The sequence below is a fragment of the Roseobacter sp. genome (genome assembly GCF_039970775.1).
In the GTDB taxonomy this organism is placed as follows: domain Bacteria; phylum Pseudomonadota; class Alphaproteobacteria; order Rhodobacterales; family Rhodobacteraceae; genus Roseobacter.
The window spans coordinates 1-24116 of the sequence record NZ_JBDVLG010000031.1 but is presented as its reverse complement, the minus strand read 5'-3'; the positions used below and the strand labels follow the sequence as shown (position 1 = coordinate 24116).

The 24116-nt window shown below is 57.5% G+C and carries 28 protein-coding genes, 1 tRNA gene and 2 pseudogenes; 16 read left to right on the top strand and 15 right to left on the bottom strand.

Annotation, left to right across the window (positions count from 1 at the left end; translation table 11 throughout):
• Nucleotides 1-9 precede the first annotated feature (9 nt).
• From ABJH13_RS07480 to pyk, 5 genes are all read right to left on the bottom strand, one after another.
• On the bottom strand, nucleotides 10-735 hold the full coding sequence (locus ABJH13_RS07480) for a DUF2796 domain-containing protein (RefSeq protein ID WP_348405596.1): 726 nt from the start codon (nucleotides 733-735) through the stop codon (nucleotides 10-12).
• Nucleotides 736-1148: 413 nt separating this feature from the next.
• A complete protein-coding gene (locus ABJH13_RS07475) occupies nucleotides 1149-2048 on the bottom strand; it encodes a lysophospholipid acyltransferase family protein (protein ID WP_348405595.1) in 900 nt (299 codons plus the stop codon).
• A gap of 140 nt (nucleotides 2049-2188) precedes the next feature.
• Complete coding sequence (gene rplT, locus ABJH13_RS07470) at nucleotides 2189-2554, bottom strand: 50S ribosomal protein L20 (protein WP_348405594.1); 366 nt, start codon at nucleotides 2552-2554, stop codon at nucleotides 2189-2191.
• An 11-nt stretch (nucleotides 2555-2565) separates the two neighbouring features.
• Entirely contained in the window at nucleotides 2566-2766 is a 201-nt protein-coding gene (gene rpmI / locus ABJH13_RS07465; RefSeq protein ID WP_014873788.1) for a 50S ribosomal protein L35, read from the bottom strand.
• Nucleotides 2767-3386: 620 nt separating this feature from the next.
• The gene (pyk, locus tag ABJH13_RS07460) at nucleotides 3387-4835 is read right to left on the bottom strand and encodes a pyruvate kinase (protein ID WP_348405593.1); all 1449 of its coding nucleotides are present in this window, start codon (nucleotides 4833-4835) and stop codon (nucleotides 3387-3389) included.
• A 264-nt stretch (nucleotides 4836-5099) separates the two neighbouring features.
• On the opposite strand from pyk, the gene ABJH13_RS07455 reads away from it, so the two are divergent.
• From ABJH13_RS07455 to ABJH13_RS07440, 4 genes are all read left to right on the top strand, one after another.
• Nucleotides 5100-5858 (top strand): DeoR/GlpR family DNA-binding transcription regulator, encoded by a 759-nt coding sequence (locus tag ABJH13_RS07455; RefSeq protein WP_348405592.1) that lies wholly within the window; start codon nucleotides 5100-5102, stop codon nucleotides 5856-5858.
• Nucleotides 5851-7035 carry an MFS transporter gene (locus ABJH13_RS07450; protein WP_348405591.1) on the top strand — a complete coding sequence of 395 codons (1185 nt, stop codon included), beginning with the start codon at nucleotides 5851-5853 and terminating at the stop codon, nucleotides 7033-7035. Before ABJH13_RS07455 ends, ABJH13_RS07450 begins: the two co-directional genes overlap by 8 nt.
• Nucleotides 7036-7211: 176 nt before the next feature.
• A complete protein-coding gene (locus ABJH13_RS07445) occupies nucleotides 7212-7523 on the top strand; it encodes a DUF1244 domain-containing protein (RefSeq protein WP_348405590.1) in 312 nt (103 codons plus the stop codon).
• Between the two features lie 67 nt (nucleotides 7524-7590).
• Nucleotides 7591-8169, top strand: a complete 579-nt coding sequence (locus ABJH13_RS07440) for a hypothetical protein (RefSeq protein ID WP_348405589.1) — start codon at nucleotides 7591-7593, stop codon at nucleotides 8167-8169.
• 12 nt (nucleotides 8170-8181) lie between these two features.
• Here ABJH13_RS07440 and ABJH13_RS07435 read toward each other — a convergent pair whose 3' ends face one another.
• The 3 genes from ABJH13_RS07435 to dgcN are packed head-to-tail and all read right to left on the bottom strand — an operon-like array spanning nucleotide 8182 to nucleotide 11062.
• Complete coding sequence (locus tag ABJH13_RS07435) at nucleotides 8182-9042, bottom strand: D-amino-acid transaminase (protein ID WP_348405588.1); 861 nt, start codon at nucleotides 9040-9042, stop codon at nucleotides 8182-8184.
• 4 nt (nucleotides 9043-9046) lie between these two features.
• Nucleotides 9047-10012 (bottom strand): N-acetyl-D-Glu racemase DgcA, encoded by a 966-nt coding sequence (gene dgcA, locus ABJH13_RS07430; RefSeq protein WP_348405587.1) that lies wholly within the window; start codon nucleotides 10010-10012, stop codon nucleotides 9047-9049.
• A 48-nt stretch (nucleotides 10013-10060) separates the two neighbouring features.
• Complete coding sequence (dgcN, locus tag ABJH13_RS07425; protein WP_348405586.1) at nucleotides 10061-11062, bottom strand: N-acetyltransferase DgcN; 1002 nt, start codon at nucleotides 11060-11062, stop codon at nucleotides 10061-10063.
• 254 nt (nucleotides 11063-11316) lie between these two features.
• Between dgcN and ABJH13_RS07420 the strand changes: the two genes are divergently transcribed.
• Together ABJH13_RS07420 and ABJH13_RS07415 are read left to right on the top strand one after the other, a co-directional pair.
• On the top strand, nucleotides 11317-12273 hold the full coding sequence (locus tag ABJH13_RS07420; RefSeq protein ID WP_348405585.1) for an L-malyl-CoA/beta-methylmalyl-CoA lyase: 957 nt from the start codon (nucleotides 11317-11319) through the stop codon (nucleotides 12271-12273).
• 75 nt (nucleotides 12274-12348) lie between these two features.
• Nucleotides 12349-12810 (top strand): DUF302 domain-containing protein, encoded by a 462-nt coding sequence (locus tag ABJH13_RS07415; RefSeq protein ID WP_348405605.1) that lies wholly within the window; start codon nucleotides 12349-12351, stop codon nucleotides 12808-12810.
• Between the two features lie 170 nt (nucleotides 12811-12980).
• Here ABJH13_RS07415 and ABJH13_RS07410 read toward each other — a convergent pair whose 3' ends face one another.
• Nucleotides 12981-13433 carry an Lrp/AsnC family transcriptional regulator gene (locus ABJH13_RS07410; protein WP_348405584.1) on the bottom strand — a complete coding sequence of 151 codons (453 nt, stop codon included), beginning with the start codon at nucleotides 13431-13433 and terminating at the stop codon, nucleotides 12981-12983.
• 72 nt (nucleotides 13434-13505) lie between these two features.
• On the opposite strand from ABJH13_RS07410, the gene ABJH13_RS07405 reads away from it, so the two are divergent.
• Both ABJH13_RS07405 and ABJH13_RS07400 read left to right on the top strand, forming a co-directional pair.
• Nucleotides 13506-14102 (top strand): LysE family translocator, encoded by a 597-nt coding sequence (locus ABJH13_RS07405; RefSeq protein WP_348405583.1) that lies wholly within the window; start codon nucleotides 13506-13508, stop codon nucleotides 14100-14102.
• Between the two features lie 65 nt (nucleotides 14103-14167).
• A complete protein-coding gene (locus tag ABJH13_RS07400; RefSeq protein WP_348405582.1) occupies nucleotides 14168-15130 on the top strand; it encodes an acetyl-CoA carboxylase carboxyltransferase subunit alpha in 963 nt (320 codons plus the stop codon).
• Between the two features lie 12 nt (nucleotides 15131-15142).
• Here the strand turns inward: ABJH13_RS07400 and ABJH13_RS07395 are convergent, their stop codons facing one another.
• The 3 genes from ABJH13_RS07395 to ABJH13_RS07385 form a co-directional block, all read right to left on the bottom strand.
• Nucleotides 15143-15613 carry a GNAT family N-acetyltransferase gene (locus ABJH13_RS07395; RefSeq protein WP_348405581.1) on the bottom strand — a complete coding sequence of 157 codons (471 nt, stop codon included), beginning with the start codon at nucleotides 15611-15613 and terminating at the stop codon, nucleotides 15143-15145.
• 150 nt (nucleotides 15614-15763) lie between these two features.
• Nucleotides 15764-16414 (bottom strand): GntR family transcriptional regulator, encoded by a 651-nt coding sequence (locus ABJH13_RS07390; RefSeq protein WP_348405580.1) that lies wholly within the window; start codon nucleotides 16412-16414, stop codon nucleotides 15764-15766.
• A 47-nt stretch (nucleotides 16415-16461) separates the two neighbouring features.
• Nucleotides 16462-17169, bottom strand: a complete 708-nt coding sequence (locus ABJH13_RS07385) for a SprT family zinc-dependent metalloprotease (RefSeq protein WP_348405579.1) — start codon at nucleotides 17167-17169, stop codon at nucleotides 16462-16464.
• A 111-nt stretch (nucleotides 17170-17280) separates the two neighbouring features.
• Between ABJH13_RS07385 and ABJH13_RS07380 the strand changes: the two genes are divergently transcribed.
• The 4 genes from ABJH13_RS07380 (at nucleotide 17281) to ABJH13_RS07365 (ending at nucleotide 19294) form a co-directional block, all read left to right on the top strand.
• A complete protein-coding gene (locus ABJH13_RS07380) occupies nucleotides 17281-17613 on the top strand; it encodes a TIGR02300 family protein (RefSeq protein ID WP_348405578.1) in 333 nt (110 codons plus the stop codon).
• Nucleotides 17614-17707: 94 nt separating this feature from the next.
• Nucleotides 17708-17783: transfer RNA gene (locus ABJH13_RS07375), tRNA-Ala, on the top strand.
• Between the two features lie 403 nt (nucleotides 17784-18186).
• Nucleotides 18187-18435 (top strand): hypothetical protein, encoded by a 249-nt coding sequence (locus ABJH13_RS07370; protein ID WP_348405577.1) that lies wholly within the window; start codon nucleotides 18187-18189, stop codon nucleotides 18433-18435.
• 268 nt (nucleotides 18436-18703) lie between these two features.
• Nucleotides 18704-19294, top strand: a complete 591-nt coding sequence (locus ABJH13_RS07365; protein WP_348405576.1) for a hypothetical protein — start codon at nucleotides 18704-18706, stop codon at nucleotides 19292-19294.
• On the opposite strand, the pseudogene ABJH13_RS07360 reads toward ABJH13_RS07365, so the two are convergent.
• Nucleotides 19291-20252 (bottom strand): annotated as a pseudogene (locus ABJH13_RS07360) (IS1595 family transposase). The gene ABJH13_RS07365 and the pseudogene ABJH13_RS07360 overlap by 4 nt on opposite strands.
• A 103-nt stretch (nucleotides 20253-20355) precedes the next feature.
• Between ABJH13_RS07360 and ABJH13_RS07355 the strand changes: the two are divergent.
• The 3 genes from ABJH13_RS07355 (at nucleotide 20356) to ABJH13_RS07345 (ending at nucleotide 21568) form a co-directional block, all read left to right on the top strand.
• Complete coding sequence (locus ABJH13_RS07355; RefSeq protein WP_348405575.1) at nucleotides 20356-20565, top strand: DUF6471 domain-containing protein; 210 nt, start codon at nucleotides 20356-20358, stop codon at nucleotides 20563-20565.
• 40 nt (nucleotides 20566-20605) lie between these two features.
• Nucleotides 20606-20968 carry a hypothetical protein gene (locus ABJH13_RS07350; RefSeq protein ID WP_348405574.1) on the top strand — a complete coding sequence of 121 codons (363 nt, stop codon included), beginning with the start codon at nucleotides 20606-20608 and terminating at the stop codon, nucleotides 20966-20968.
• Between the two features lie 264 nt (nucleotides 20969-21232).
• Nucleotides 21233-21568: a hypothetical protein gene (locus tag ABJH13_RS07345; protein ID WP_348405573.1), complete on the top strand. Its 336-nt coding sequence runs from the start codon at nucleotides 21233-21235 to the stop codon at nucleotides 21566-21568.
• Nucleotides 21569-21655: 87 nt separating this feature from the next.
• Here ABJH13_RS07345 and ABJH13_RS07340 read toward each other — a convergent pair whose 3' ends face one another.
• A complete protein-coding gene (locus tag ABJH13_RS07340; protein ID WP_348405572.1) occupies nucleotides 21656-22672 on the bottom strand; it encodes an NAD-dependent epimerase/dehydratase family protein in 1017 nt (338 codons plus the stop codon).
• A gap of 70 nt (nucleotides 22673-22742) precedes the next feature.
• On the opposite strand from ABJH13_RS07340, the gene ABJH13_RS07335 reads away from it, so the two are divergent.
• The gene (locus ABJH13_RS07335) at nucleotides 22743-23324 is read left to right on the top strand and encodes a TetR/AcrR family transcriptional regulator (protein ID WP_348405571.1); all 582 of its coding nucleotides are present in this window, start codon (nucleotides 22743-22745) and stop codon (nucleotides 23322-23324) included.
• 581 nt (nucleotides 23325-23905) lie between these two features.
• Here ABJH13_RS07335 and ABJH13_RS07330 read toward each other — a convergent pair.
• Nucleotides 23906-24116: pseudogene (locus ABJH13_RS07330) on the bottom strand (IS21 family transposase); the annotation flags it as partial.

Genomic DNA, 24116 nt, shown 5'->3' with positions numbered 1-24116 from the left:
GCCGCGCCCTTAAAATAGGCTGCGCAGGTCAAGGGTTGGCGCCGCCCGTGGGACCTCAAAGGAAGCCGCACCCGTGGATGAAACCACCTGCACCTCAACCTCCAGCGCATTCGGGAATGTTTCGAAATAGGCGAATGTGATATCCGTCACGGCCGTGGTATCGGCGCAGGTCAGCAGATATTCGGCGTGGAACTCTGTGTGGCCAGCGGCGTCGGCATGGTCATCATGGGCGTGCTCATCGTGACCATGGTCGTCATCGGCGTGGTCGTCATGACCGTGGTCGTCGTGGTCTTCATCGGCGTGATCATCGTGGCCGTGGTCGTCGTGGTCTTCATCCGCGTGATCATCGTGGCCGTGGTCGTCGTGGTCTTCATCGGCATGGTCTTCATGATCATGGTCGTCGTGGTCATCATCCGCATGGTCGCTCTCTAATTCTGCGGATGCCTGAACCACACTGCACCCTGCCGCCTGCGGCAGTACAAACAAATCCAATGGCCGCGCAAGCGTCGCAACAGCGGCGTCCACTGCGGCCCGGTCTTCGGCGCGTGTTGCAGCGTACTCGAACCCGACAATATCTGCCCCCGGTGCATGCAATTCCATCGCGATTTGCGACCCGTCAAAGGCAATATCCAACTGCCCTACCCCATGTTCATGTGCATCGAGCTGGCGGGTTTCATCCGCCAGTGCAGGCGCGGCAGCAATCACAGTGACGGCGAGAAAGGACATAGGTTTCATAGGGGAGATCCTGTTAGCAAAAAGGGTACAATCAAGGGTGGGGCTGCTACGTCACCTTTGAGTATTGGCGATATCGTTGAGCCGCAGATCTTTGGGCAGATCGTCGCGGAGCCCGTGTTCTGGGTGAAATCAGAAACCTCAAACACATCAAAGTGTCGACCAGCAGCGTCGTAGTGCATGTGACGGTTCCTTCTTTGTCTAAATGTTACTTTATAAAGTAACATTAGCGCAAGTCACACTTTGGTGCGAAGACGCCCCCAAAAACCGCTCAAACACCTGTTCTAAAGCGCTATTTTGCCGAGCTATGTATATTTAACAGACGCCACATACCGACAAAGCGGCGTGTGACCACGATCGGGTTGCCTATCCACACCGTATAGAACGCGCCTAAATTCGCAGCCAAGCCACTGTATTTATTTTCTTTTCCAGCGCCGATGCACCCACAGCCATTGCGCCATATGGGCGCGCACCTGCGCCTCTAGGCTATCGTTCAACGCTTGCGTCATTTCTTCCGGCGTGCCGTGTTCGATAGGTTTTTCGACAACCATCTCAAAGCTCATCCCATCGGGTTGCCGCACGCCGTAGCATGGCACCAACAGCGCGTCATACCGCAGCGCCAATTCCGCCGCCGATAGCGCGGTAAAAGCAGTACGGCCAAAGAACGACAGCGGCGCGCCCGACGACATATGTTGGTCGATCAACAGGGCGATGGCATTCCCCCCCTTGAGGAATTTCAACATCTCGCCCATACCGCGCCGGCCCCGCAGAAACAGCGGCGTGCCAACCTGCGAAATGCGCGACACGTAAAATTCGTTGAACCCCTGATAGTTCATGCTGCGGTACAGCCCGCCCACTTGATGCCCCCGCTGGATCAGGATCGACCGCGCGATATCGTAATTTCCGAAGTGCCCAGACACGATGATAATGGGCCGCCCGGCCAATCGCGCCTCTTCGACGGCGTCGACACCCGCGCCGGTCACTGGGGTTTGGGCCGCCGTACGCACCAGATCCTTGGGCGAAAACAATTCAGCCAGCGTTCGCCCGATTTGGTTGGGCACCGCGCGGGCGAGGTGCTCTTTTTCCGCCACGGGCATGTCGGGGAAGATCATCGTCAGATTGTCGCGCACCCGTTGGCGGTAGCCGATCACCGGGCCGATCACGTTTGCAAGCATCCAGCCGCTGGTGGGCACCCTCATCCGGTACGGCAGCAGCGTGAGCAGCCGAATGACTGCGATAATCACGGCACTGACGATCCGATTCCTCAGGTCAGGTTGGTCGTCAGTGTTCGAAGGGGGGGTACCAGTCGCAGCCATGGAGCTTTCGCGCTTGTTCAGTCGGGGGCAGTGTACCATGTCGCGCGGCGCGCTCAAGGGCTGTCCGTCGCATGGGCTGGCCTGCAAAAGAAAAGCCGCCCCAACAGGAGCGGCTTGTCGTGTTCTTCAGATCACAAAGATCAGGCAGCCAGCGCGTCCTGCGCTTGCTTGACGATCGCACCAAACGCGTCTGGCTCGTGCACGGCCAGATCGGCCAACACTTTGCGGTCCACTTCAATGCCTGCCAATGTCAGACCATTGATGAAACGGCTGTATGTCAGCGCTTCGTCATGGCTGCGCACAGCAGCGTTGATCCGCTGGATCCACAACGCACGGAAATTCCGCTTGCGATTCTTGCGGTCACGGGTCGCGTATTGGTTGGCTTTATCAACGGCCTGACGCGCGACCTTAAAGGTGCTCTTGCGACGACCATAATAGCCTTTCGCGGCCTTGATGACTTTCTTGTGACGGGCGTGGGTGACTGTACCACCTTTAACTCGGGACATATCGGCTCTCCTTAGCGGTCGTAGGGCATGAAGCCCTTGACGATTTTGGCGTCGGGCGCGGACAAGGTTGTTGTCCCGCGTGCATCACGGATGAATTTGCGCGTGCGCTTGATCATCCCGTGGCGTTTGCCTGCCTGACCAGCCAACACCTTGCCGGTGGCTGTCACCTTAAAGCGCTTTTTAGCGCTCGATTTCGTCTTCATCTTGGGCATTTCCGTCTCCTTGGTTGGCGGTAAAAGCGCGACTCGGCATGCCACTTTGGCCGGTCACGCAAGCTAGAGCGCGCCTACTAGAACACTGCGCGCCTCATGGCAAGGGGTGTCAGGCCATCACCCGATGTTCCGGGGCGCTTTTTCACGGTGTATTTTTTCACGGTGCATTTTTTCAGGGCGCGCGCTCAAATATCTGCCTGCAGTGTTTTCGTGATCACGTTCCGCACAATAGTCTCGAAAAACCACGCGTCAGGAAGGCGTGATAACCATACGCTGCGATCAGCCCCACAAATCATCAAGCAGGTCCGCGCACCTCGGAATGTCCTGATGTCAGCCAAGCTCATTTGGGCCACGATGCCTTGGCGTTCTACCACCAGTACTCTTTGCGTCGTGATTAAGTAGCCCACCGGTTGGAAAAGGCGCTGCAGGATCACAAGCGGCACTAAAAACCAAGCCGTCGACGCCGAAAAGATAAAAGTCACGCTCCACAAGCGCGGCCAAATTCGCCCTGCCACGGCAAACACGATCTGTTCGTTCTATCGCAACACCACGTCACCGAGGGGAAGCGCATCATCTCACACGGGTCGCAGGGCCGTATCGCACAGCCCTGCGATGCCTGATCATTCTGGGTCGGCGTTAAAGATCATCCGTTCATCACAGGGGGCAACCCGCAAGATGTTCGTCGACCCTGGCACGTTAAACGGCACACCGGCCGTGACCACGATCTGGTCGGTCGATTCGGCATAGCCCTGCCGCGTTGCCGCCCGGGCGGATGCCACAACCGCCAGCTTAAAGCGGTCCATCTTTTCGGTCATCACGCAGTTGGTACCCCAGCTCATGGTCAACCGCCGCGCAGTCCGGCGCAGGGGCGTCATCACCAAAATCGGCACACGCGGACGTTCACGCGCGGTCAAAAGCGCAGTTGTGCCGCTTTGGGAAAAACAACAAATCGCTTTGATCTCGGTTTTTTCCGCAATTTCACGGGCCGCAGCAACGATACCATCAGAAATTGTGATGCCCGCTGTCTCACGCGAGGCTTCGATGATCTGGCGGTATGTCGGGTCCAGCTCAACCTCGGTGGCGACGTTGTTCATCGTTGTGACGGCCTCAACCGGGTAGGCCCCAGCCGCAGATTCCGCCGACAACATGACCCCGTCGGCCCCTTCGTAGATCGCCGTTGCCACATCCGATACCTCGGCGCGGGTGGGCACGGGGCTCTCGATCATGCTTTCCATCATCTGCGTGGCCACGATCACCGGCTTGGCTTCGCGGCGACACTTGCGGACAAGGCGCTTTTGGATCGGCGGCACGTTTTGCACCGGCAATTCCACACCCAAATCGCCGCGCGCCACCATAATGCCATCGCTCACCGCGAGGATCTCGTCGAAATTGGCAACCGCAGCGGGCTTTTCGATCTTGCTGAGGATGGCGGCACGGCCGTTGGCCATATCCGAAGCCTCCAGCACGTCATCGGCACGCTGCACAAAGCTAAGCGCCAGCCAATCCACACCCAAGTCGCAGGCAAATTCCAGATCCTTGCGGTCTTTGTCCGACAGCGCCGCCAGCGGCAGCACCACATCCGGCACGTTCACACCCTTGCGGTTGGAAATCATCCCGCCTGCAATCACAGTACACTCCGCGAATTCGGGCCCGCAGCTGTCGACTTTGAGACGGATCTTGCCGTCGTTCACCAACAGCGATGCGCCCGGCTCCAGCGCGGCAAAGATCTCGGGGTGCGGTAGGTTCACACGGGTGGCATCGCCCGCTGTGCTGTCAAGATCCATGCGGAACTTGGCGCCCTCTTCCAGCATCTCACCGTCTTCATTGGCAAAAACACCGACGCGCAGTTTGGGGCCCTGAAGGTCTGCCAAAATACAAATGCTGCCGCCTGTGTCTTCTTCGATCTGGCGGATAATCTTGTGCTTTTCACGAATTTCATCGTGGGTGCCGTGGCTCATGTTCAGGCGGAACACGTCTGCGCCCGCCATGTGCAGCGCGTGGATTGTGTCGTAGGTATCCGACGCGGGGCCCAACGTGGCCACGATCTTGACATTACGGGTGCGTCTCATGGTTTTAGGTCCCTTCGATCTTGTTACCGCTAACGGGGTTTGTGCACCTTATGTCGCATGAAGCACGAGGGGGCAACTGTGCGGATGGGGTGGACCGACAATAAAACTTGTCGGTTTGCTTGGCAAACCCCTTGCCCGATCAAACGCCTCATTTTCATACGCCAAAACCTGCACCAGACACACGCCGGGCACATCTAACGGCCATATCAGTGTGCGATTTTGATTTATATTGCAATCTTTCGCACAGGATTGCAATAATATGCAATGAACGATCTCAATAATCCAGACACACGGCAAGCCGCCCTGCGCGCGCGCCTGACCCACGACGCGCCCCTTGTTGCGAGTGCGTTGGCGCAGGAATGGGGCATTTCCGTCCATACGATCCGCCGCGATTTGATCGCGCTAGAACGCGAAGGCTTGGTGCGGCGGATCCGGGGCGGCGCCATGCCGGTGACGGGGCCTGCGCCCTCATATCACATACGCGCGCACAGCCCTGACGCCGCGCTGATACCGCTTGCCATAAGCGCCGCGGGTTTGGTGCCGCCAGAGGGTACCGTTTTCATCGATGCGGGCACCACAATGACAGCCGTCGCCGCGCGGTTGCCCGCGTCCTTTCGCGGCCTGATTGTCACCCCGGCACCGTCGGTGGCGCTGGCGGCATTGGCCCAAGGCGCGCAGGTTCACATGTTGGGGGGCGCGCTGTGCCCCGAAGGTGCGATGGCCACGGGCGGCGACACAGAACGCGCCATTGGCACAATCGCAGCCGACCTATGTGTGTTGGGGGCCTGCGGGCTTTGGCCAGATTTCGGGCTCAGCGCAGAAGACGCCGGCGAGGCAGGTGTCAAACGGGCGATGGCCCGCGCGGCGTCACAGGTTACCGTCGTCGCATCGGCGGCCAAACTGAAACGGCGGGGACGGCACCGCGTGATCCCCCCCGCCGACATCACCACCATCGTGACAGATGCCTCACCAAATGCGATGGCGTCTTTTGCCGACGCAGGCATCGAGATTGTCCATGTCTGAGCCGTCTGAACCCGCCCCAAAACGGGCCGCTCTTTGGGCAGACAGCGAATGGCGCGCGGTTGTCGCCGCGTTTGCCTTGAATGGCCTGCTGTTTGGCGCCTGGGCCGCGCGCGTCCCGGCCTTCAAGGACCGGTTCGATCTTGCGCCCGGCCCGCTGGGCCTGTTGTTGTTGGCGCTTGCGGGTGGGGCGATCGTGTCATTTCCCATCGCGGGTGTATTGTCGGAAAGATTGCGCCCGCACCGCCTGACGCTACTGTGTGCGTGGGCGTATCTGCCTGCACTTGTGGTGCTGGGGGTCGCGCCGACGCCCCTGGCACTGGGGGCTGCGTTGTTTCTATTTGGTGCGGCCCATGGCGCGATGGATGTTGCCATGAACGGCTGGGGCGCGCGCGTCGAAACCCGCGTAGGGCGCAGCACCATGTCGATTTTCCACGCCATGTTTAGTGTGGGCGCGGGGCTAGGCGCCGCCAGCGGGGTTGCCGCCGCGTACATCGGGTTAGACCCCAGCGCGCATTTTGCCGTGTTGGCGGTGGTCGGAGGGGCCTGCGGGGTGTCGCCCATGTTGGCGGCAAAACCCCCACACTTTACGCCGACCATACGCGGGGCATCCACACCGCGCGCTGCGCTCCCGTCAGGGCCGCTCTTTCTGATGGGGCTCATCGCCTTTTCGGTATCAATGGGGGAAGGCGCCATGGCCGATTGGAGCGCCGTTTTCATGCAGGTCACAACCCACGCATCACAGGCCCAATCGGCGCTGGGGTACGCCGTGTTCAGCGCAACGATGGTCTGCGTCCGTTTGTCGGGCGGTGTCCTGATCGAACGGTTCGGCCCCGTGACGACCGTGCGGGCGAGTGCGGCCACCGCGTTCGTAGGCCTTATTCTGGCAATCACCGGGCAACAGGTTGCTATCGTCTTGGTGGGTTTTGCGTTAACGGGGGCGGGCTATGCCATTGTTACGCCATTGGTCTTTGCCCGTGCTGCCTGCGACCCTGACATCGCGCCGGGCCCAGCCATCGCGAGCGTGGCCACATTGGGATATGGCGGCATGTTGCTAGGCCCACCGGTGATCGGCTTTATCGCGCATCTCAGCAATATGCGCCTATCTTTTCTGGTCCTTGCGGGGTTGGCGGTGTTGGCCGCATTGCTTGCGACTAAACTGAAACTTCGCGCAGAATAAGGTGGCATCCGCCATCACATCCAAGAGACTGGCACAGCTTTGGTTTGCCAACGGCCCTATTGCCGCCTAGCTTATAGTCACACCGGCAAACACCCCGGCCGCACCCGTTGCGGTGGTTGAACACCAACCGTGGGGGCCAATTTGATGACTGACACCAGCAGAAAGAGGCCTCAGACGTGCCCAACCAAACAGAGATCGAACTTCAAGCCGCCGCCTACCGCCGCCTGCAACAGCACCTGATGCAAGACCGCACAGACGTGCAAAACATCGACCTGATGAATTTGGCCGGGTTTTGCCGCAATTGCCTAAGCCGCTGGTACCAAGAAGCCGCCGCTGAAAAGGGGATCGAGATCGGCAAGGACGAAGCCCGCGAGCTATTCTATGGGATGACCATGGAGGACTGGAAGGCCAACCACCAAACCGACGCCTCTGGCGATCAGAAAAAGGCCTTTGAACAAAGCTTTGCGGAAAACGTTCAAACTTCTTAGCGCGCCATTCATGTGCCATTAACGTGCCTGTGGTTCGTTATTGGTCGTTCATGAATGGAGCTGTGGCATGCGGATCATACTGATAAGCGCCGCGTTGGTCTTTGCCAACGAAGCGGCGGCGGACGCCTATTGGGACTACAAGGATTGGACCGTCAGCATATCGGACATTGATACCGGCCAAGACCTGCGGCGCACCTGTCGGGCATCCACCGGCGGCGATGGCCTGCCCAGCGTATCCATAACCACCTCAAATGGCGATGTAGGCCCGCCATATGACTACCCCGTCCCTTTATTTCGCGAAACCGCCCCGCGCGGATATGCAACGCAGATCCAAACCGGCGACTACATAGTATACGAATTCGATGACGGTCAGGGGGCCGAAGCCACATTGGAAATGGGATACGAGGAGGACGTATTTCCATTTGCACATGCCTCGCCCTTTCCGGGCGAGGTCGATTGGATGCTCGGGCGGATGTTGGCAGCGCAGTCCGTGACCTTTTACCGGGTCAATGAAACACTGCCAGCGCACCAAGACGGCAGCATAGGCCGCGAGGTCGTCTACACCGCGTCTCTGTCTGGTTTTACCGCCGCCTACCTGAAGATGATGGAAAGCTGCGGCCACGTACCGGGCGATATCATAGGATAACGGGCGGCCCTGCTAGACCGCCGTTTTGAGGCTCTCTTCGAGATAAATCTCGCGCAACCGCGACGCCACTGACCCTGGCGTGCCATCGCCCAATGCCACACCATCAATTTCCACCACGGGCATGACAAAGGTGCTGGCCGAGGTGATAAACGCCTCGTCGGCGTCTTTGGCCTCATCGATGGTAAAGTTGCGCTCCTCAACCACCATCTGCGCCTCTTGGGCGAACCGCAAAACAGCCGCGCGCGTGATGCCGTGCAAGATATCGGCGCTGAGCGCACGGGTGATGATCTTGTTGCCCTTCACGATGTAGGCGTTGTTGCTGGTGCCTTCGGTGACAAACCCGTCCTCGATCATCCATGCATCATCGGCGCCTGCCTTTTTGGCCATCATCTTGCCCATCGACGGGTACAGCAATTGCACCGTCTTGATGTCGCGGCGCCCCCAACGGATGTCATCAATGCTGATGACTTTCATACCCACCTTGGCCGCCGGGCTGTTGGCCAAACCGGGCTTGTTTTGCGTGAACAGCACGATCGTCGGCGTGGTTGTTTCTGGGTCGGGAAAGGCAAAGTCGCGGTCACCGGGGGCCCCACGGGTGATCTGCAAATAGATCATGCCTTCGTCGATCTCGTTGACGCGCACCAATTCGCGGTGCACCTCTAGCAGGTCGTCTTTGGTGATCGGGTTCGCCATATCCAGCGCATCCAGCGACCGCTGCAACCGCACGGCATGCCCGTCAAAATCGATGAGCTTGCCACCCAAGACGGATGTCACCTCGTAGACGCCATCCGCCATCAAAAAGCCGCGATCGAAAATCGAAACCGAAGCTTCGTTTTCGGGCAAGTAGTCGCCATTCAAGTAAACAGTGCGCATTTCATCATCCCCACAGCTTGGCCACGGGTGGATGCACCCCGGCCGCGTCAAAAATCAAAGGTTCGGGTCGGTCTTCTGCCAATAGCAACGGGCCGTCAAGGTCTGTGATCAACGCGCCTTGTGCCACCAATGTTGCAGGCGCCATAGCAAGACTGGACCCGACCATGCACCCCACCATCACGTCATAGCCTTCGGCCACGGCGGCATCGCGCAGGGCCAGTGCTTCGGTCAGGCCGCCAGTTTTATCCAGCTTGATGTTCACCACATCATATTTGCCCTTGAGTTTCGGCAGGCTGCTTTGGTCATGGCAACTTTCGTCGGCGCAGACGGGCACGGGCCGGTCCAGTCCCAACAATGCGTCGTCTTCGCCTGCGGGCAAGGGCTGTTCGACCAACTGCACCCCCAAACGCACCAGATGCGGGGCCAAATCGGCGTAAACCTCTGCCGACCATCCCTCATTGGCGTCCACGATGATACGCGCAGCGGGCGCACCGGCACGCACGGCTTCGAGACGCGGCATGTCATCGGGCGTGCCCAGCTTGATCTTTAGCAATGGCCGATGTGCATGCTTGGCCGCCTGCGCCTGCATCTTTTCGGGGCTGTCCAGCGACAGGGTATAGGCGGTAATTTCCGGGCCCGGTTGCGCCAAGCCCGCCAATTCCCACACCCGTTTGCCTGCGCGTTTGGCCTCTAGATCCCACAGCGCGCAATCAACTGCGTTGCGCGCAGCCCCCGCCGGCAACAGATCATAAAGCGCCGCGCGCGTCACATCGCCCGGCAGGCCCGCGATCTCTGATGTGACGCTGTCGAGCGTTTCGTTGTAGCGGGCATAGGGCACGCATTCGCCCCAGCCTACATGATGCCCGTCATCCAGCCGCACGGTCAGAACATCTGCCTGCGTCCGTGACCCACGCGAAATGGTAAACACCTCGGCAAGGCGAAAGACATCGCGGCTTATTTCAATACGCATACCGATCCCTCTATCGTTCCGAAACATATAACCGCCAATGCGTGCCCTTTACAAACCGGCCAAGGCATCCACCAGCTTTTCGGCGCCAAAGCGGTAAGGGTCTGTCGCAGGCAGGCCCATCCGGTCTTCGATCTCTTGCAGGCAGGCGCGCGCCGCCGCCTCGTCCAGCGCTTTGGTGTTGACGGACACACCCGCAACAACACAGGCCGGGTTCGCCACGCGGGCAATCGGCAACGCCGTATCGCGCAGCACTTCCAACGATGGCAATTTGTATTCTGGCAAACCGCGCATGTGCGTGCGGGTGGGCTCGTGGCACAAGACCAACGCATCAGGTTGCCCCCCATGGATCAACGCCATCGTCACCCCGGAATACGACACGTGAAACAGGCTGCCCTGCCCTTCGATGTGGTCCCAGTGGTCTGCGTCATTGTCGGGGGTCAAATATTCAACCGCGCCCGCCATGAAATCCGCAATCACCGCATCCAATGGCACGCCCTTGCCGGTGATCAAAATACCGGTTTGACCCGTCGCGCGGAAATCAGATTTCATGCCCCGCTTGACCATTTCTGCATCCATGGACATCGCGGTGTACATCTTGCCACACGAACAATCCGTGCCAATCGCCAAGACGCGTTTTCCGGTGCGTTTCTGGCCGTTTGCAATCGGATACGCGACGCTGGGCACACGCACGTCGTGCAATGTGCGCCCGTTGACCTTGGCCGCCGCCTGTAGTGCGTCTTCGTTGCGCAACAAGTTGTGCAGCCCGGCGGCAATGTCATAGCCCATCTGCAAGGCCTGCACCAAAACGACCTGCCATTCTGCCGAAATCACACCACCACGGTTGGCCACGCCAATCACCAGTGTCTTGGCACCGGCCTTTAGACCGTCTTCGAGCGTCATGTCCGTAAGGCCCATATCTGCGCCACAACCGGGCAGGCGAAACTGCCCAACGGCATTGTTAGGGCGCCAGTCTTTGATGCCCTGCGCGACCTTGGCGGCCAGCTGGTCAGGTGCATCGCCGAGGAACAAAAGATACGGTGTTTGGATCATGGGGTTACCTCTGTCAAAGTTATGGGCAGTTCACTGGTTTTTCTGTGCAATGACGTCTCAAAGTCGGCTTGGATTGACGATATTGAACACAATTCTTCGAACATTAACCTATATTAAGAAATATCGAGGCGACAGAGCATTCTGACGCGGCCGAATCTCATACTGCACCTGCAGAAAAGCCACTTGCAGCCGGGATTGTAATTTAATACCACTGTGACAGATCGTAATGTAATTTTATTACCCAGAGGTCCGCCGTGAGCTTTCGTCTTCAACCCGCCGCACCCGCCAGACCAAACCGGTGCCAGCTGTTCGGACCGGGCTCGCGTCCCGCTATCTTTGAAAAAATGGCGGCATCTGCGGCGGATGTGATCAATCTCGACCTCGAAGACAGCGTGGCCCCATCCGATAAAGACAACGCCCGCGCCAACATCATCGCCGCTATTTCGGACGTCGATTGGGGCACCAAAACGCTATCTGTGCGGATCAACGGGCTAGACACCCCCTATTGGTACCGCGATGTGGTTGACCTGCTGGAACACGCAAGCGACCGGTTAGACCAGATTATGATCCCAAAGGTGGGCTGCGCGGCAGATGTCTATGCAGTAGACGCATTGGTCACAGCGATTGAAACCGCCAAGGGGCGCACCAAACCTATCAGCTTTGAGGTCATTATCGAATCGGCCGCTGGCATCGCCCATGTCGAAGAGATCGCCGCCAGTTCGCCGCGCCTGCACGCCATGAGCCTTGGCGCCGCTGATTTCGCAGCTTCAATGGGAATGCAAACCACGGGCATTGGCGGCACACAAGACAACTATTATATGCTCCACGACGGCGCAAAGCACTGGTCCGACCCGTGGCACTGGGCCCAAGCGGCGATTGTCGCGGCCTGCCGGACGCACGGGGTTTTGCCGGTCGATGGCCCTTTTGGTGACTTTTCGGATGACGAAGGGTTTCGCGCGCAATCACGCCGGTCTGCGACGTTGGGGATGGTGGGGAAATGGGCGATCCACCCCAAACAAATCGCGATCGCCAATGAGGTTTTCACCCCGTCCGAGGACGCCGTCGCAGAAGCCCGCGAGATCCTCGCGGCGATGGATGTCGCCAAGGCCAAGGGTGAAGGGGCCACTGTGTATAAGGGGCGTTTGGTTGACATCGCGTCCATCAAACAGGCCGAAGTCATTGTGCGGCAGTCCGAAATGATCGCAGGCTGACGCATCTGTGATTTGGCAATCGGGCCCGCGACTGTCTGACTGGCGGCACCCAAAAGGACCTGCACCGTGAAACATATGATAACCCTGCTGATCGCCCTTCTAACGGCCCCGGCCCTGATGGCGCATCCGATTGCCCCCCGCGACGGTTGGGTGATCATCGAGACACACAAACCCCACGCGGACCTGCTGGCCGATCTCAAAGCCGCGGTCAAAGCCAACAAAATGGGCGTGGTCACACAGGCCGGTCCGACCGGTGCCGCGCGCGACCGGGGCATCACCATCCCCGAAAACCGGGTCATCGGTGTTTTCAACAATGATTTCGCCGTGAAAATACTGGCGCTGTCCGCCGCCGCCATGATCGAAGCCCCCGTCAGGTTTTATGTGACCGAAGACACCGACGGCCACGCGACCCTGTCGTATAAAACACCCGGTTTTGTGTTTGCGCCCTATGGCGCCGAAGGCGGTGCCGCGCTGGCGGGTTTGACCACTCAGCTGGACGCGATATTCGCAGCCATCGCCCAAGACGCCACGCAATAGCCGCCGGGCGTTTCGGCCCCCGATGCGGCCGCGCACGTCCAAGGCTGGCGATGGCCCGGTGTTTTTCGGGCCTTCCGAAAACAATATGTGATCATTTCTCTGGCACCCATTTGGCGGGCAACACCAACCGCGCCGTTGGCCGCGTTCGCCCTGTGCTGGGGTCAAGACCTTTAGGCGCGGTCGTCCTTGGGCGACCCCATCACCACATATGACGTGATCGCCGACACCTGAGGCAAAGCCCCCAAGTGGTCGGTGTGAAACCGTTTGTAGCTGGGCAAATCGGCGCATTCCACACGCAACAGATATTCCCACGCGCCTGTGATATTGTGACATTCCACCACCTCCGGGGCGCGTGCAATCGCGCGTTCAAATGCCTCTTGCGCGACTTTGGAATGCTCGCTTAGTCCCACGGTAATATAGGCCGTGAACCCAACGCCCGTTTGCGCGGGGTCCAAAACCACCCGGTAGCCTTTGATCACGCCAGACCGTTCCAGCTCTTGCACCCGGCGCAGGCAGGCCGACGGCGACAACCCCACCCGGTTGGCCAATTCCAGATTGCTAATGCGCCCGTCACCTCTGAGAACGCGCAATATATGTTCTGATTTTTGGTCCATACCTGCCATATATTGATCAATTATTCAAAATACACGTGATATTGCAATTTAATGCCACCAAATCGCTGCAATAATTGCGTCATGACACTTGAACTCCTTTCCGCCCTCATCCTATTTGCCTTCGTCAGCTCTGCAACGCCGGGGCCCAACAACCTGATGTTGATGGCGTCTGGTGCCAACTACGGGTTCGCCCGCACCATCCCCCATATGCTGGGCATTTCCGTCGGGTTTGGCCTGATGATCTTGCTGGTGGGCGTAGGACTGGTGCGGGTATTTGATGCCTACCCCGTCACCTATACCGCGCTCAAAATCGCATCAGTCGGGTACCTTAGCTATCTGGCCTGGAAAATCGCCACCGCCGCGCAGATCCGCCAAACTGACGCCAAAGGCCGCCCGATGAACTTTATCCAGGCCGCCGCGTTTCAATGGGTCAACCCAAAGGCCTGGGCCATGGCGCTGACGGCACTGTCTGTCTATGCGCCCACCCAAACGATCGCGGCCTTTTCCGGTGTTGCCATGGTCTTTGCCGTCGTCAACCTGCCCACAATCACCTTTTGGACCATGCTGGGCCAACAAATGGCCCGCATACTGACCAACACGCGGCGGCGGACCCTGTTCAACTGGACAATGGCGGCCTTATTGGTTGCATCGCTCTATCCTGTTTTGGCATCAGGGTGACGCGCCGTTGCAATGCGGCGCAATGCCCGCCATATAACACCAGACATTAACGATGAGGCCCCGCCGTGACCCAATACATGGATTTCGAAAAACCGCTGGCTGAAATTGAGGGCAAAGCGGAAGAATTGCGGGCGCTCGCGCGGTCGAATGATGAGATGGACGTGACCCAAGAGGCCGCGGCGCTGGATGCCAAAGCCAAAGTTATGCTGGAAGAGCTGTACCAGTCGCTGACGCCGTGGCGCAGATGTCAGGTGGCCCGGCACGCAGAACGGCCCCATTGCCACGACTATGTGGATGCCTTGTTCACCGATTACACGCCCTTGGCCGGCGACCGGAATTTTGCCGATGATCATGCGATCATGGGTGGGTTGGCGCGGTTGAATGACCGCCCCGTCATGGTGATCGGCCACGAAAAGGGCAACGACACCAAGTCGCGGATCGAACGTAATTTTGGCATGGCGCGCCCCGAGGGCTATCGCAAAGCGATCCGTCTGATGGATATCGCCGATCGGTTTCGTCTGCCGGTGGTCACATTGGTGGACACCCCCGGCGCCTACCCCGGCAAAGGCGCCGAAGAACGCGGCCAGTCCGAGGCCATCGCGCGTTCCACCGAGAAATGTTTGCAGATTGGCGTGCCTTTGGTGTCGGTGATCATCGGCGAAGGTGGGTCAGGCGGGGCTGTGGCCTTTGCCACGGCCAACCGCGTCGCGATGCTGGAACATTCCGTTTATTCCGTGATCACGCCAGAAGGCTGCGCGTCTATTTTGTGGAAAGACGCGGAAAAAATGCGCGAGGCAGCCGAAGCGTTGCGCTTGACAGCGGATGACCTGAAACGATTGGGCGTGATTGACCGCATCATCGCAGAACCCACGGGCGGCGCCCACCGGGACCCTGACGCGGCGATTGCATCGGTTGGCCGCGCGTTGGAAAACATGCTCGACGAGCTTGCTGACAAGGACCCACAGGCGCTGATCCAAGACCGCCGGTCCAAATTTCTCGAAATCGGCGGCTTGGGGTTGGCGGCGTAACTGGCACCAACACTACGCGTCTATCGTGACCTGAAAGCGCGGGCCAGGCGGGTCTAACGGATCAAACCCCAAGGTGCGGTAAATTCCCTGCGCAACCGTGTTGCGCGGGTGCGTGCCCACCGTCAGAAACCGGCACCCCAAAGCGTGGGCCAACGTTTCGCTGGCCAAGGTCAGCGCTTTGCCCACCCCTTTGTGGCGGGCCTCGGGCGCGACATAAAGGTGGTGCATTTCCATACCCCGCGCGCCAAATTGCATCTTGGCCATCGGATAAAGCGCCGCGTACCCGACGACATCGCCGCGCTCTTCTGCCAGCAACACCCGCACCCAAGGCTGGGGCCCCAGAATATCACGCGCCAGTTCGTCTCGCGTCACGGTGGCGACGTCGCCGTGGTGCTGCGCAAGCTGCGACACCATCTGCGCGATTACATCAAGGTCGGCCGCCGCTGCGGGCCGGACCCTGCCGTCAAATACCAATTTTTCCATTTCAACCTGCACCATTTACAAACACGCCCCCCCTCACCCAGTGGGTTCTGCGCGTCAAAGCAGGGTTAGATATGCTTTAACGTGCCTAGTTTGACTAAAATTCTACATAAAGTAGAAAATTTCAATGATGAAATACTGGAATGGTAAATATCAGGTCGCCAGCATCCGCAAACCTTGGGTGACATCGGACCTCACGGCCAACCGCAGCCCCGGTTCATCCCCCGCGCGCAATGCGGCGATAATCAAGCGGTGAAAATGCGGCGGTTCGGTCTTGCGCAGCCGCCCATAAAGCGCCCGCATGGTGGGGCCCATCTGCAACCAAACCGTTTCGGCCATGGCCAGCATCGCAGGGGCTTGGGCGCGCAAATACAGGGTGCGGTGAAATTCGAGGTTGGTCCGGATATAGCTAACGGCATCGCGGTGCGCGACAGCTTCGGCGATGCTGGCGTTGATGGTTTGCATACGTTCGATCAGGGCCAAATGCGCCCGCGGCAGGGCGCGGCTGGCGAGTTCCACCTCGAGCAGGGCGCGCAATGCGGCCAGTTCCTCGATCCGTTCGTTGCTCAGTTCGGGCGTAGAAACCCGCCCCGAAGACGACATGGTCAGCGCGCCCTCGGCGACCAACCGGCGCACGGCTTCGCGCGCTGGGGTCATCGAAACGTCGAAATCGCGGCCAATACCGCGCAACGTCAACCCGACCCCGGGCTGGACGTCGCCTTGCATGATTCGGGCGCGCAGGGTGCGGTAGACCCGGTCATGGGCGGCGGTTGTGGCGTCAATCGGGCGTGGGTTCAGGTTCATAGCCCACCTGTGATCACAAATGCCCCGCAGGTCAAGAGACCAGCCGACTAGGGTGCCTCATGCGCGCGATCAAACCGATACCGGTGCAGATCACTGCCATGGGTCCGCAGCCATCTGCGCGGGGCGGTGTAATCCCCGTGGATACGCTCAACTATGGCCCAGAACGCTGCGGAATGGTTCATTTCGACCAAATGCGCGACTTCATGCGCCGCGACATAGTCCAACACCTGTGGCGGTGCGAGAATCAGCCGCCACGAATACATCAGGCGCCCGTCTGATGTGCACGACCCCCACCGGGACCGCGTATCCCGCAACGTTATTGCTTGGTACGAGCGCCCCAATTGGCCCGCGTAATGGTCAGAGGCTGCGGCCAACTGCGTTCGCGCCACCTGTTTGAGATGCCCCACAAGGCGACGCCCGGCATGTTCTGACCCACCGGGCACCGCAATGCGCCCCGGTTCTATGCGCACGCTGCGCCCCACCCCCGCCACGACACGGTGCATCTGACCACCCAGCGGCAATTCTGCGCCCAGGCCCACCGTCACATCCACGCCCCGGGCCAACAGGTGCTTGCGGATCCATGGCTCTTTTTCGTGCGCAAACCCCACCGCGTCACGGTCCGGCACGCCCTTGGGCACCGTCAGGGTAACCCGCCCGTCAAGCTGAGAGATTCGCAACGAGATCCTGCGGGCGCGTGCGGAACGGCGCAAGATCAGCGGGATGGGCGGGTCCCCGGCAAGGGTCAACTCTGTCATATCGGCTCTCTCGGGCGGGCTTGGGCGCGGCAGCCCTTTACAGACCCCGCGTCATATGGCACTTGGCCTGAATCATCTACACCTGAACCGCAATTGCAAAGGGGGTTTTTCATGCCCAAAGAAGAATGGGGAACGAAGCGCCTCTGCCCCACGTCCGGCAAGCGTTTTTATGACCTGAACAAAAGTCCGATCATCAGCCCCTATTCGGGCGAGGTCGTCGAGATTGATTTATCCAAATCACGCATGATCGCCGCAGATGCCGAAGATGCCGCATCCGCCAAGGCCAAAGCCGCGTCCGAACAAGAGGACGCCGTTCTTGAGGATGACGACGAGAACGTGGATGTAGATCTGGGCGACGATCTACTGGATGACGACGAAGACGAGGATGACACTGTGCCCCTCGAAGAGATCGCAGATGTCGCATCAGAAGACGACGACAGCTGATTTTTGACTTTCACGCGTGGGCGGTGATTTTTACGCTTGATCCTGCCCCGCGTTGCGCCTATTCACCGGCGCACTGGATGTTCGCATCCACGATGGGGCCTTAGCTCAGCTGGGAGAGCGCCTGCATGGCATGCAGGAGGTCAGCGGTTCGATCCCGCTAGGCTCCACCATACCGCACCCAGCGGCGGTATGACCCCCTAAAGCATTGAAAGGTAGGGTCGTTTTTGCGGTTCAAAGACCCTCTTTCCGTCAGTAAGTCATAGGCTCCGAAGACGTCAACCTTAGCACCAATCGCGCACTTCTACGGCCTTATGTATCAAACGCACCAACAATATAGCTTATAAAAGCAAGGCTGTGAATCCATAATGCCCGCATGGAACACACGATATTCGGACTTATCAAGAAACGCGGTAAATTGGCGGACCAGCACAAGGTTGCCATGCAAGCCGCTGATGCCCTAAAGGCGGATGTAGAGGCCATAGACGGCGCACTGGTGCTGTGTGTGGCTAAGAGGAGGACCCCAAGGGCATAGCGCCGCGTGGCAAATACAAGCAGCTATTCGGGCGCAATGAGTTGAGGCTGACCATCATCAACGCGCTACGGGTTGCCGCTGTGGATGATGAAACGATAGCGGCGCAGATCATCACGGCGAAGGGCTGGGATGCTGATACCCATGCCGATGTGCTAAAGCGGGTGCGCCACGCGCTGCAAAGGGCGCAGAAGGACGGGCATGTGGTGCAGGACTTTGGGCCGGATGGGCGTTTGTGGCGGCTTGCCAGTACGGCAAGATTGGACTCGCCAATCGGTACGTCACACGTCTAAACGGAGGACATAGTTGCGACATTTTTCTAACGTAACTGACGGGAAATGTTAATGTTATGTTGGAGTATAGTGCTGTTCGGCACTAAGTTACTCTCAGAACGATGGAGAGAGAAGCTATGACTGATGTTCAAAAGCTAGAGAAGACACTCTTTCAACAAAAACTCTGTGGGTGACATTGAGTTTTTTCCTGGAAGCCGTCGCAATGTCACTGCTGAATAGATTTTGGTAGAAGTGAACAAGTTCTTTGCGGGCCTTCGCGACGAATAAAATGGGCGTTTTTGAGTTATATTACAATGCTTTATACGACTGGGCGCAATCCCAGTCGCCAAAATTTTCGATCAATTCCATTCGGGATAGGATAATTTATGAAGGTTGTGCAACCAGTACCACAGAGCAATGGTTTGGCTTCAATGTCAAAAAACTTTGGAGCCTTTTCGTTCGTGGCCCAATAGCACTGGGTGCTTGTGTAGTAGAATCAGAAACGGACTTCGTGATCGCGATTGCGCGGGATTTGAACCCGCAGCAACGCAGAATCGCGTTAACGAAAGAACTAATGCGCGCTTTCGATGCCCCTGCGGAGCGGGCCACAGATAGCGAAAAAATGCGTTCCACTTTCAAGTTTTTGTCAGGAACGACCCGCACGATTGGCAGCATTGAAGCTTCTGAAGGTGAGGCATTTTATAGGGTTCTAGGCGTACTCTGCCCTGAGACGGAACGTCAAGACTACTTAAAGCAAAAGCTGTCGGGTGACGTTACCGACTATGAAGCAGACTTTGAGTTTGCGGCTAAGCTTCATTTGCCACAATTTGTTTGTAGCACCCTGCTTGATGAAAACTTCATTGAGCGGTTGGAGCTTTAAGCCACCCGCTGCCAATACTCCTTCCAGTTGCGCGAAACAGGTGCTTCCATCGCGTTAGACACGACGATGTGGGCGAGAGTGCCGTTGTCGGTGCGGCGGTTGTCTTCCAACCATACGGAGTGGTTCGCATATTGGTGCAGGTACTTGGGGCTAACACCGTGGTGCTGACCTTGGATCATGTTGCGCAGACGGGAAAAGAAGCTCTCCACCATGTTGGTGTGCTTGCCGTGGTCGCTGTAAATCTCGGAGTAGTTTACGCGATCAACGTGATGGCCCTGTGTAGCGCATCCCAATGGCCCGCTTCGTCGGCTGACATGGTGGCTGTGCGGCTGACGTTCTCATCTGCCAGTGCAACACCTTCGCCCTCGTTCTCGCCTACGAATGGCAATACGCGGCCCTCACGCTCACGCATGGCGATAACTACGCGGCGCTTGCCTGTCTGGTGTTCTTTCTTGCGACGGTCAACGCGCTTTGCCTTTTCGTTGTGCGGACGGATGTGACCACCAAAATACGCGCCATCAATCTCAACATGACCCTCCAGAACTTCGCCAGTGTGGGCCTCTTGCGCCATCGCCTCACGCAGCTTGTGGGCCAGTACAAAGGCTGTCTTGTATTGGCAGTTCAGATCACGGCTCAATTGAACCATGCTCACGCCCTTAGACGCGTTCACAATGATGCAGATCGCAGCCAGCAGATCAACGAAGTCCATCTTGCGTGACGCAAAGATGGTGCCAGACGTGACGCTAAACTGGTGCGCACACGCCTTGCACTTGAACTTGCCGCGCGTGGTGATCTTATAAGCTTCGTCGTGACCGCACTGGGGGCAAACTGCCTCGCCATTCGTGTCAGGCCAGCGCACTTCGCAGAAGGTTGCGTTCGCCGCATCTTCACCAGCCTTGTAGATCGCACGAAGGCTCGTGGTGCGGGACGCTGCTGAAAGGAGGAAGTGTTGGGCCATTGTATTCTCTGTGACCACTTATATCACGTATATCGTACATACTGGTATGATTTACAATGGGAAATATCACAAATATAGTGCATTTACCTTATTGGAGAGACAGATGCCTGAGCAGAACGAGTGGGAAACAAAAGCGGCCAACATCCTGAAGGCTGAATTGAAGCTAAAGGGCGTGTCTTACGCCAAGCTTGCCGAATTGATCGGTGACAAAGAACCCAATGTGCGCAACAAATTGAGTCGTGGTAAATTTTCAGCGGCGTATTTTTTACAATGTCTAACAGCAATAAAAACGACATCACTTACACTTGGTTAGCGTTTGGCGTTTTAGCTATATGTGTGGTGGGGTATGCGTTTTGGGCGATTTAAGGGATGCCGAACCAACTGTAGCAAATGAGTATGAGGCCAGTAAGTATGCAGATCGCGCCCAAGACCGCATGGACCGCATTTGTGTCGGCCTTGATGGGGTCGAGTTGCTTCATTGCGAATATGAAGTTGAACAGCCCGAACGTGAAAACTACGGCGCCCAAAAGGACCTTCGCGCTCAATGGTATATGGCTATTTGGGCGGGATTTATGACTCTGTTCACGTTTGGAACGCTGATTGTAACTAGCTTGGGGGTTCACTTTGTTCGGCAGACCCTTCATCAGTCTGCCGCCACTAATGAGTCCGCTGCAGGAGCGGCAATCGCGGCGAATAAAGCCAACGAAATCATGTGAGAGGAATCTGCGGGCTACTTGATAGTTGACTATGTTGACGTCCAAGCCCGAGAGCGAATGGTTCAAACCGTTGCAAGCGTCCGAAATATCGGTAGACGTCCAGTAAGGGCCAGTAAGGTAAAGGGATACCTTACTTACCGATGGCCCACCTCCAATGAAAACGGCGGAACGGGGTGGAGTTCGGCTGTCGTTGGGCTTGAAATGTTTGTCGGCGTTGTAGAGCCGGGTCAGGCTGGTATCGATGTCGCTTTCTGCGGAGACATCATGGATACACTTCAAGAATTTACTGACCACATCCGAGGGAACGAAAACGTCGATCTTGATTGTCGCGTTAGCTGGTCAGATAAAATGGAAGCGACTACCAGCGAACGCCACATCCTGCACCGCCATGAGGGTGACGATGTTTTTGACCCTAGCAGGGGTGACATCATTCGATTGAAGATCGGATACTCCGGAATGCACCGCGACTGGGAGGAAGAGCAGGCCCACCAAGCCGCGCTAACTAGAAGTCTTATCATTGCCAGCGGCTTGGTGCGATTGATACATAAGGCCGAGATTGTGCTCCTTGCCGTCATTCGCTGCGAGCACGCCAATGCCTAGTTTCGGACGCTGAATGATAGATACTATCCAGTGAGAATTGGGGTGTGACGCTTTGTCTTGGCCCCCCCGTTTCTAAGCATTTGCGTATCATACCAAATTGCGTTCAATTAAGCTCTGCGCCGTAGCGACGTAACTGTCGGCAATGAGAATTGGCGGGCGGCCCAGTAACGCGCGGCCAGGTGCTTCGTCTAAGGTCGGATTATAACCCAACTCTTTGAGGCTTCCTCGCACGTCTGCATCGGCCAGAGCGATAAGTCGGATCATCCAATCGGGTGCCTGAAATTTTGGCACCTTTTTGCTGTAAGCTGGGAACGCCGTTTTCAAACAGGATGCGATTTGCATGATCGAATAGGATTCAAAGCTCGCAATCGTACGTTTGCCAACAGCCGAGGGATCTGTCAGCGCCGCGACATGGATATCCGCCAAATCGCGCACGTCGACCGAATGCAAGTAAAGATGCGGCGCAACCGGGATTTCACCTCGCAGGAATCTCTGGAACAAGGCACCAGATGTACCGGGGTCGGAATCCAGCAAAGGCCCGACAATAAAGGCTGGGTTAATCACGGCCAGCTCTGTTTTCGTCGCCCCCGGCTTAAGAATATCCCAGGCCTTTTTTTCGGCGCGGATCTTGCTTTCCACGTATGCATTCACGTCCCCATCTGGGTCAGACCAATCCGACGCGTCCAAATGGCTTGGTCCTGACTTGCCCCGCCCCGGCACAATCGCCACGATAGATGACGTCAATACGACCCGTGCAACACCCGCATCACGGGCTGCGGTCAACGCGCGCTTTGTGCCTTCGACCGCCGGGGTGATCAGCTCCGCCTTGTCCTTGGGCATGGACGTTACAAAGGGGGAGGCTGCGTGAACCGTATAGTCCACGCCTTCGCAGGCCTCAGCCCAGCCTGCATCCTTCGTTAGGTCGAGCTCCACAAACTCAAGATGACTGACATCGCCCCCCGCCTCTTGAATCGCTTTTTTGGTCACCGCGCTGCGCGAAGGCGTCCGCAAGCTGCCACGAACCTTATAGCCAGCGCGCAGCAATGCCACGGCGATGTGGCCGCCCAGAAATCCTGTGACGCCCGTAAGTAATACTGTTTTCATTGTTTTCTCCAAAATTACAAATCTTACAATAATCGTTCAATTTGTAAATTCAAGTCGACGAGATTTGTTTTTGGCAATTGACGTCAGCGCACCGGAAACCGATGTTGGCCCCATGAAAGATCAACGACAAAATCAGATACTCAGCGCCGCGAAAACCCTGTTCTTTGAGCGCGGGCTCCGTGCAACGACAATGGCAGCCATTTCAGAAACGGCTGGTATTGCCAAACCGACCTTGTACAGCCGGTACAAAGACAAAAACGCTATTTTTCAGGCTGTGGTTGCATCCATACTGGATGAATTATGGGCACTGATGGACGTTGAGTTCTCGAAATCGGGCCGCGTTGAAGCCCGCCTGACGGCGGCGTTGGTGGCCAAATACTCCGTTGTATTCGATATGCTTCAATCGCCTCATGTCGCCCAGATGATGGAAGACAAGGTCCTGTACGCCGGCCACGCGTTTGAAAAGCTTAACACCGACGTCGCCAAACGAATCGAAGGCATGATTTCCCAGGCAGGATACACGAATCCGAGCGAACTAACGCATCTCATCCTATCTTGCGCGTTCGGTATTCACAGAAACGCACGTACCCGAGAAGACGTCGCGCGCGAAATCACAGCCGTAGTCTATGCACTTTTGGCAGCCCCAAAATAATTTTTGCTTCAGATTGGTGCGACGCTTTTGTTGCTTATCCCTGATAGATCCTACCGAAAGCGGCCATTCGTTGATGGTGGCGCGTCAGCCATTTTGGCTTCCAAACAGACCTTCTCCGCTCTTCAGCATCCCTACTGTTGGCGCTACTTCTGAAGTTGAACACGGTCCAAAGCGGCCGTTCACGCTGGATCAGCATGCTGCAATGCGGCCCGTCATTACGGACTTTCGCTGCAACCGCGAAATCGAGTGATGTCTGAATTCACACAATGCGGGACAAAGTTAGCTTTCACGGTAAATCTACGAAGGACGGCTTTGGTGGAACGATCTCAATATTACCTGTTTCAATTGCTCTAATTCTGAGCCCGAAGTGTAGACGTGCGCCGAAAGTCTGAGCACCATCTTGGAACCGGCGGCTTCGTGTTGCAATGGTTCGGCAATTTGAACGTTATCAATCTTGGCGACAATCCCCTCCTTGTCGAAGGCTTCAGCTACAAATCTCAGCGCCCTCTCGTCCATTTCCAGTGAAACGATTCCTGATTTGGCATTCCTGCCTCCACAGACAGCAATGCCGTTTTCTGTGGCCCAACCGCGCGGGCATTGACCGAGTAACGATTGTTGTCGAACCGCACGAGACAGGTTTCAGATATAGCAGCCGGGACAGCATGGAAGCCATCAAAGGGGCCGACGTCGGACCACGCCCACTTGGTTCTCCACACGGCCTTTCTACCAGCCTGACGCGGGTGTGCAGGCAACTGGCTCACCCAGATAATGCCCACACATTTGTTGGAAGCG

What these genes read in the sequence shown, in the direction of transcription:
- dgcA (WP_348405587.1), bottom strand. Translation starts at nt 10,012, where the DNA reads ATGCGTATTGAAATAAGCCGCGATGTCTTTCGCCTTGCCGAGGTGTTT.
- dgcN (WP_348405586.1), bottom strand. Translation starts at nt 11,062, where the DNA reads ATGATCCAAACACCGTATCTTTTGTTCCTCGGCGATGCACCTGACCAG.
- ABJH13_RS07480 (WP_348405596.1), bottom strand. Translation starts at nt 735, where the DNA reads ATGAAACCTATGTCCTTTCTCGCCGTCACTGTGATTGCTGCCGCGCCT.
- ABJH13_RS07410 (WP_348405584.1), bottom strand. Translation starts at nt 13,433, where the DNA reads ATGGCAGGTATGGACCAAAAATCAGAACATATATTGCGCGTTCTCAGA.
- ABJH13_RS07340 (WP_348405572.1), bottom strand. Translation starts at nt 22,672, where the DNA reads ATGAAAACAGTATTACTTACGGGCGTCACAGGATTTCTGGGCGGCCAC.
- rplT (WP_348405594.1), bottom strand. Translation starts at nt 2,554, where the DNA reads ATGTCCCGAGTTAAAGGTGGTACAGTCACCCACGCCCGTCACAAGAAA.
- ABJH13_RS07390 (WP_348405580.1), bottom strand. Translation starts at nt 16,414, where the DNA reads ATGAACCTGAACCCACGCCCGATTGACGCCACAACCGCCGCCCATGAC.
- pyk (WP_348405593.1), bottom strand. Translation starts at nt 4,835, where the DNA reads ATGAGACGCACCCGTAATGTCAAGATCGTGGCCACGTTGGGCCCCGCG.
- ABJH13_RS07380 (WP_348405578.1), top strand. Translation starts at nt 17,281, where the DNA reads ATGCCCAAAGAAGAATGGGGAACGAAGCGCCTCTGCCCCACGTCCGGC.
- ABJH13_RS07435 (WP_348405588.1), bottom strand. Translation starts at nt 9,042, where the DNA reads ATGCGCACTGTTTACTTGAATGGCGACTACTTGCCCGAAAACGAAGCT.
- ABJH13_RS07415 (WP_348405605.1), top strand. Translation starts at nt 12,349, where the DNA reads ATGATAACCCTGCTGATCGCCCTTCTAACGGCCCCGGCCCTGATGGCG.
- rpmI (WP_014873788.1), bottom strand. Translation starts at nt 2,766, where the DNA reads ATGCCCAAGATGAAGACGAAATCGAGCGCTAAAAAGCGCTTTAAGGTG.
- ABJH13_RS07365 (WP_348405576.1), top strand. Translation starts at nt 18,704, where the DNA reads ATGGGCGTTTTTGAGTTATATTACAATGCTTTATACGACTGGGCGCAA.
- ABJH13_RS07440 (WP_348405589.1), top strand. Translation starts at nt 7,591, where the DNA reads ATGCGGATCATACTGATAAGCGCCGCGTTGGTCTTTGCCAACGAAGCG.
- ABJH13_RS07475 (WP_348405595.1), bottom strand. Translation starts at nt 2,048, where the DNA reads ATGGCTGCGACTGGTACCCCCCCTTCGAACACTGACGACCAACCTGAC.
- ABJH13_RS07345 (WP_348405573.1), top strand. Translation starts at nt 21,233, where the DNA reads ATGGATACACTTCAAGAATTTACTGACCACATCCGAGGGAACGAAAAC.
- ABJH13_RS07405 (WP_348405583.1), top strand. Translation starts at nt 13,506, where the DNA reads ATGACACTTGAACTCCTTTCCGCCCTCATCCTATTTGCCTTCGTCAGC.
- ABJH13_RS07395 (WP_348405581.1), bottom strand. Translation starts at nt 15,613, where the DNA reads ATGGAAAAATTGGTATTTGACGGCAGGGTCCGGCCCGCAGCGGCGGCC.
- ABJH13_RS07385 (WP_348405579.1), bottom strand. Translation starts at nt 17,169, where the DNA reads ATGACAGAGTTGACCCTTGCCGGGGACCCGCCCATCCCGCTGATCTTG.
- ABJH13_RS07450 (WP_348405591.1), top strand. Translation starts at nt 5,851, where the DNA reads ATGTCTGAGCCGTCTGAACCCGCCCCAAAACGGGCCGCTCTTTGGGCA.
- ABJH13_RS07355 (WP_348405575.1), top strand. Translation starts at nt 20,356, where the DNA reads ATGCCTGAGCAGAACGAGTGGGAAACAAAAGCGGCCAACATCCTGAAG.
- ABJH13_RS07455 (WP_348405592.1), top strand. Translation starts at nt 5,100, where the DNA reads ATGAACGATCTCAATAATCCAGACACACGGCAAGCCGCCCTGCGCGCG.